The organism is Microbacterium sp. Ru50 (assembly GCF_002920555.1).
GTDB lineage: Bacteria > Actinomycetota > Actinomycetes > Actinomycetales > Microbacteriaceae > Microbacterium > Microbacterium arborescens.
Genome location: NZ_PQSV01000009.1, coordinates 1 through 5,232, shown reverse-complemented (window position 1 = coordinate 5,232; position 5,232 = coordinate 1). Strand labels below are relative to the sequence as shown.

Below are 5,232 nucleotides of genomic sequence, written 5' to 3'. Positions count from 1 at the left end.
CCATGGTATATCTCCTTCTTAAAGTTAAACAAAATTATTTCTAGAGGGGAATTGTTATCCGCTCACAATTCCCCTATAGTGAGTCGTATTAATTTCGCGGGATCGAGATCTCGATCCTCTACGCCGGACGCATCGTGGCCGGCATCACCGGCGCCACAGGTGCGGTTGCTGGCGCCTATATCGCCGACATCACCGATGGGGAAGATCGGGCTCGCCACTTCGGGCTCATGAGCGCTTGTTTCGGCGTGGGTATGGTGGCAGGCCCCGTGGCCGGGGGACTGTTGGGCGCCATCTCCTTGCATGCACCATTCCTTGCGGCGGCGGTGCTCAACGGCCTCAACCTACTACTGGGCTGCTTCCTAATGCAGGAGTCGCATAAGGGAGAGCGTCGAGATCCCGGACACCATCGAATGGCGCAAAACCTTTCGCGGTATGGCATGATAGCGCCCGGAAGAGAGTCAATTCAGGGTGGTGAATGTGAAACCAGTAACGTTATACGATGTCGCAGAGTATGCCGGTGTCTCTTATCAGACCGTTTCCCGCGTGGTGAACCAGGCCAGCCACGTTTCTGCGAAAACGCGGGAAAAAGTGGAAGCGGCGATGGCGGAGCTGAATTACATTCCCAACCGCGTGGCACAACAACTGGCGGGCAAACAGTCGTTGCTGATTGGCGTTGCCACCTCCAGTCTGGCCCTGCACGCGCCGTCGCAAATTGTCGCGGCGATTAAATCTCGCGCCGATCAACTGGGTGCCAGCGTGGTGGTGTCGATGGTAGAACGAAGCGGCGTCGAAGCCTGTAAAGCGGCGGTGCACAATCTTCTCGCGCAACGCGTCAGTGGGCTGATCATTAACTATCCGCTGGATGACCAGGATGCCATTGCTGTGGAAGCTGCCTGCACTAATGTTCCGGCGTTATTTCTTGATGTCTCTGACCAGACACCCATCAACAGTATTATTTTCTCCCATGAAGACGGTACGCGACTGGGCGTGGAGCATCTGGTCGCATTGGGTCACCAGCAAATCGCGCTGTTAGCGGGCCCATTAAGTTCTGTCTCGGCGCGTCTGCGTCTGGCTGGCTGGCATAAATATCTCACTCGCAATCAAATTCAGCCGATAGCGGAACGGGAAGGCGACTGGAGTGCCATGTCCGGTTTTCAACAAACCATGCAAATGCTGAATGAGGGCATCGTTCCCACTGCGATGCTGGTTGCCAACGATCAGATGGCGCTGGGCGCAATGCGCGCCATTACCGAGTCCGGGCTGCGCGTTGGTGCGGATATCTCGGTAGTGGGATACGACGATACCGAAGACAGCTCATGTTATATCCCGCCGTTAACCACCATCAAACAGGATTTTCGCCTGCTGGGGCAAACCAGCGTGGACCGCTTGCTGCAACTCTCTCAGGGCCAGGCGGTGAAGGGCAATCAGCTGTTGCCCGTCTCACTGGTGAAAAGAAAAACCACCCTGGCGCCCAATACGCAAACCGCCTCTCCCCGCGCGTTGGCCGATTCATTAATGCAGCTGGCACGACAGGTTTCCCGACTGGAAAGCGGGCAGTGAGCGCAACGCAATTAATGTAAGTTAGCTCACTCATTAGGCACCGGGATCTCGACCGATGCCCTTGAGAGCCTTCAACCCAGTCAGCTCCTTCCGGTGGGCGCGGGGCATGACTATCGTCGCCGCACTTATGACTGTCTTCTTTATCATGCAACTCGTAGGACAGGTGCCGGCAGCGCTCTGGGTCATTTTCGGCGAGGACCGCTTTCGCTGGAGCGCGACGATGATCGGCCTGTCGCTTGCGGTATTCGGAATCTTGCACGCCCTCGCTCAAGCCTTCGTCACTGGTCCCGCCACCAAACGTTTCGGCGAGAAGCAGGCCATTATCGCCGGCATGGCGGCCCCACGGGTGCGCATGATCGTGCTCCTGTCGTTGAGGACCCGGCTAGGCTGGCGGGGTTGCCTTACTGGTTAGCAGAATGAATCACCGATACGCGAGCGAACGTGAAGCGACTGCTGCTGCAAAACGTCTGCGACCTGAGCAACAACATGAATGGTCTTCGGTTTCCGTGTTTCGTAAAGTCTGGAAACGCGGAAGTCAGCGCCCTGCACCATTATGTTCCGGATCTGCATCGCAGGATGCTGCTGGCTACCCTGTGGAACACCTACATCTGTATTAACGAAGCGCTGGCATTGACCCTGAGTGATTTTTCTCTGGTCCCGCCGCATCCATACCGCCAGTTGTTTACCCTCACAACGTTCCAGTAACCGGGCATGTTCATCATCAGTAACCCGTATCGTGAGCATCCTCTCTCGTTTCATCGGTATCATTACCCCCATGAACAGAAATCCCCCTTACACGGAGGCATCAGTGACCAAACAGGAAAAAACCGCCCTTAACATGGCCCGCTTTATCAGAAGCCAGACATTAACGCTTCTGGAGAAACTCAACGAGCTGGACGCGGATGAACAGGCAGACATCTGTGAATCGCTTCACGACCACGCTGATGAGCTTTACCGCAGCTGCCTCGCGCGTTTCGGTGATGACGGTGAAAACCTCTGACACATGCAGCTCCCGGAGACGGTCACAGCTTGTCTGTAAGCGGATGCCGGGAGCAGACAAGCCCGTCAGGGCGCGTCAGCGGGTGTTGGCGGGTGTCGGGGCGCAGCCATGACCCAGTCACGTAGCGATAGCGGAGTGTATACTGGCTTAACTATGCGGCATCAGAGCAGATTGTACTGAGAGTGCACCATTGCGGTGTGAAATACCGCACAGATGCGTAAGGAGAAAATACCGCATCAGGCGCTCTTCCGCTTCCTCGCTCACTGACTCGCTGCGCTCGGTCGTTCGGCTGCGGCGAGCGGTATCAGCTCACTCAAAGGCGGTAATACGGTTATCCACAGAATCAGGGGATAACGCAGGAAAGAACATGTGAGCAAAAGGCCAGCAAAAGGCCAGGAACCGTAAAAAGGCCGCGTTGCTGGCGTTTTTCCATAGGCTCCGCCCCCCTGACGAGCATCACAAAAATCGACGCTCAAGTCAGAGGTGGCGAAACCCGACAGGACTATAAAGATACCAGGCGTTTCCCCCTGGAAGCTCCCTCGTGCGCTCTCCTGTTCCGACCCTGCCGCTTACCGGATACCTGTCCGCCTTTCTCCCTTCGGGAAGCGTGGCGCTTTCTCATAGCTCACGCTGTAGGTATCTCAGTTCGGTGTAGGTCGTTCGCTCCAAGCTGGGCTGTGTGCACGAACCCCCCGTTCAGCCCGACCGCTGCGCCTTATCCGGTAACTATCGTCTTGAGTCCAACCCGGTAAGACACGACTTATCGCCACTGGCAGCAGCCACTGGTAACAGGATTAGCAGAGCGAGGTATGTAGGCGGTGCTACAGAGTTCTTGAAGTGGTGGCCTAACTACGGCTACACTAGAAGGACAGTATTTGGTATCTGCGCTCTGCTGAAGCCAGTTACCTTCGGAAAAAGAGTTGGTAGCTCTTGATCCGGCAAACAAACCACCGCTGGTAGCGGTGGTTTTTTTGTTTGCAAGCAGCAGATTACGCGCAGAAAAAAAGGATCTCAAGAAGATCCTTTGATCTTTTCTACGGGGTCTGACGCTCAGTGGAACGAAAACTCACGTTAAGGGATTTTGGTCATGAACAATAAAACTGTCTGCTTACATAAACAGTAATACAAGGGGTGTTATGAGCCATATTCAACGGGAAACGTCTTGCTCTAGGCCGCGATTAAATTCCAACATGGATGCTGATTTATATGGGTATAAATGGGCTCGCGATAATGTCGGGCAATCAGGTGCGACAATCTATCGATTGTATGGGAAGCCCGATGCGCCAGAGTTGTTTCTGAAACATGGCAAAGGTAGCGTTGCCAATGATGTTACAGATGAGATGGTCAGACTAAACTGGCTGACGGAATTTATGCCTCTTCCGACCATCAAGCATTTTATCCGTACTCCTGATGATGCATGGTTACTCACCACTGCGATCCCCGGGAAAACAGCATTCCAGGTATTAGAAGAATATCCTGATTCAGGTGAAAATATTGTTGATGCGCTGGCAGTGTTCCTGCGCCGGTTGCATTCGATTCCTGTTTGTAATTGTCCTTTTAACAGCGATCGCGTATTTCGTCTCGCTCAGGCGCAATCACGAATGAATAACGGTTTGGTTGATGCGAGTGATTTTGATGACGAGCGTAATGGCTGGCCTGTTGAACAAGTCTGGAAAGAAATGCATAAACTTTTGCCATTCTCACCGGATTCAGTCGTCACTCATGGTGATTTCTCACTTGATAACCTTATTTTTGACGAGGGGAAATTAATAGGTTGTATTGATGTTGGACGAGTCGGAATCGCAGACCGATACCAGGATCTTGCCATCCTATGGAACTGCCTCGGTGAGTTTTCTCCTTCATTACAGAAACGGCTTTTTCAAAAATATGGTATTGATAATCCTGATATGAATAAATTGCAGTTTCATTTGATGCTCGATGAGTTTTTCTAAGAATTAATTCATGAGCGGATACATATTTGAATGTATTTAGAAAAATAAACAAATAGGGGTTCCGCGCACATTTCCCCGAAAAGTGCCACCTAAATTGTAAGCGTTAATATTTTGTTAAAATTCGCGTTAAATTTTTGTTAAATCAGCTCATTTTTTAACCAATAGGCCGAAATCGGCAAAATCCCTTATAAATCAAAAGAATAGACCGAGATAGGGTTGAGTGTTGTTCCAGTTTGGAACAAGAGTCCACTATTAAAGAACGTGGACTCCAACGTCAAAGGGCGAAAAACCGTCTATCAGGGCGATGGCCCACTACGTGAACCATCACCCTAATCAAGTTTTTTGGGGTCGAGGTGCCGTAAAGCACTAAATCGGAACCCTAAAGGGAGCCCCCGATTTAGAGCTTGACGGGGAAAGCCGGCGAACGTGGCGAGAAAGGAAGGGAAGAAAGCGAAAGGAGCGGGCGCTAGGGCGCTGGCAAGTGTAGCGGTCACGCTGCGCGTAACCACCACACCCGCCGCGCTTAATGCGCCGCTACAGGGCGCGTCCCATTCGCCAATCCGGATATAGTTCCTCCTTTCAGCAAAAAACCCCTCAAGACCCGTTTAGAGGCCCCAAGGGGTTATGCTAGTTATTGCTCAGCGGTGGCAGCAGCCAACTCAGCTTCCTTTCGGGCTTTGTTAGCAGCCGGATCTCAGTGGTGGTGGTGGTGGTGCTCGA

The 5,232-nt window shown here is 52.6% G+C and carries 4 protein-coding genes and 2 pseudogenes; 5 read left to right on the top strand and 1 reads right to left on the bottom strand.

All coding sequences use genetic code 11. The features are described from left to right. Window positions 1-113: 113 nt before the first annotated feature. The 3 genes and pseudogenes from C3481_RS15885 to C3481_RS15870 form a co-directional block, all read left to right on the top strand. Window positions 114-398 (top strand): annotated as a pseudogene (locus C3481_RS15885) (MFS transporter); the annotation flags it as partial. Window positions 399-477: 79 nt separating this feature from the next. Further along, window positions 478-1,560, top strand: a complete 1,083-nt coding sequence (gene lacI / locus C3481_RS15880) for a DNA-binding transcriptional repressor LacI (RefSeq protein ID WP_000805902.1) — start codon at window positions 478-480, stop codon at window positions 1,558-1,560. A gap of 49 nt (window positions 1,561-1,609) precedes the next feature. Continuing rightward, window positions 1,610-1,951 (top strand): annotated as a pseudogene (locus tag C3481_RS15870) (hypothetical protein); the annotation flags it as partial. Window positions 1,952-1,968: 17 nt separating this feature from the next. On the opposite strand, the gene C3481_RS16900 reads toward C3481_RS15870, so the two are convergent. After that, window positions 1,969-2,304: a hypothetical protein gene (locus tag C3481_RS16900; protein ID WP_081450183.1), complete on the bottom strand. Its 336-nt coding sequence runs from the start codon at window positions 2,302-2,304 to the stop codon at window positions 1,969-1,971. A 64-nt stretch (window positions 2,305-2,368) separates the two neighbouring features. On the opposite strand from C3481_RS16900, the gene C3481_RS15860 reads away from it, so the two are divergent. Together C3481_RS15860 and C3481_RS15840 are read left to right on the top strand one after the other, a co-directional pair. Further along, a complete protein-coding gene (locus C3481_RS15860) occupies window positions 2,369-2,560 on the top strand; it encodes a Rop family plasmid primer RNA-binding protein (protein ID WP_000165985.1) in 192 nt (63 codons plus the stop codon). A gap of 1,136 nt (window positions 2,561-3,696) precedes the next feature. Next, complete coding sequence (locus C3481_RS15840; RefSeq protein WP_000018329.1) at window positions 3,697-4,512, top strand: aminoglycoside O-phosphotransferase APH(3')-Ia; 816 nt, start codon at window positions 3,697-3,699, stop codon at window positions 4,510-4,512. Window positions 4,513-5,232 lie beyond the last annotated feature (720 nt).

What these genes read in the sequence shown, in the direction of transcription:
- C3481_RS15840 (WP_000018329.1), top strand. Translation starts at nt 3,697, where the DNA reads ATGAGCCATATTCAACGGGAAACGTCTTGCTCTAGGCCGCGATTAAAT.
- C3481_RS16900 (WP_081450183.1), bottom strand. Translation starts at nt 2,304, where the DNA reads ATGCTCACGATACGGGTTACTGATGATGAACATGCCCGGTTACTGGAA.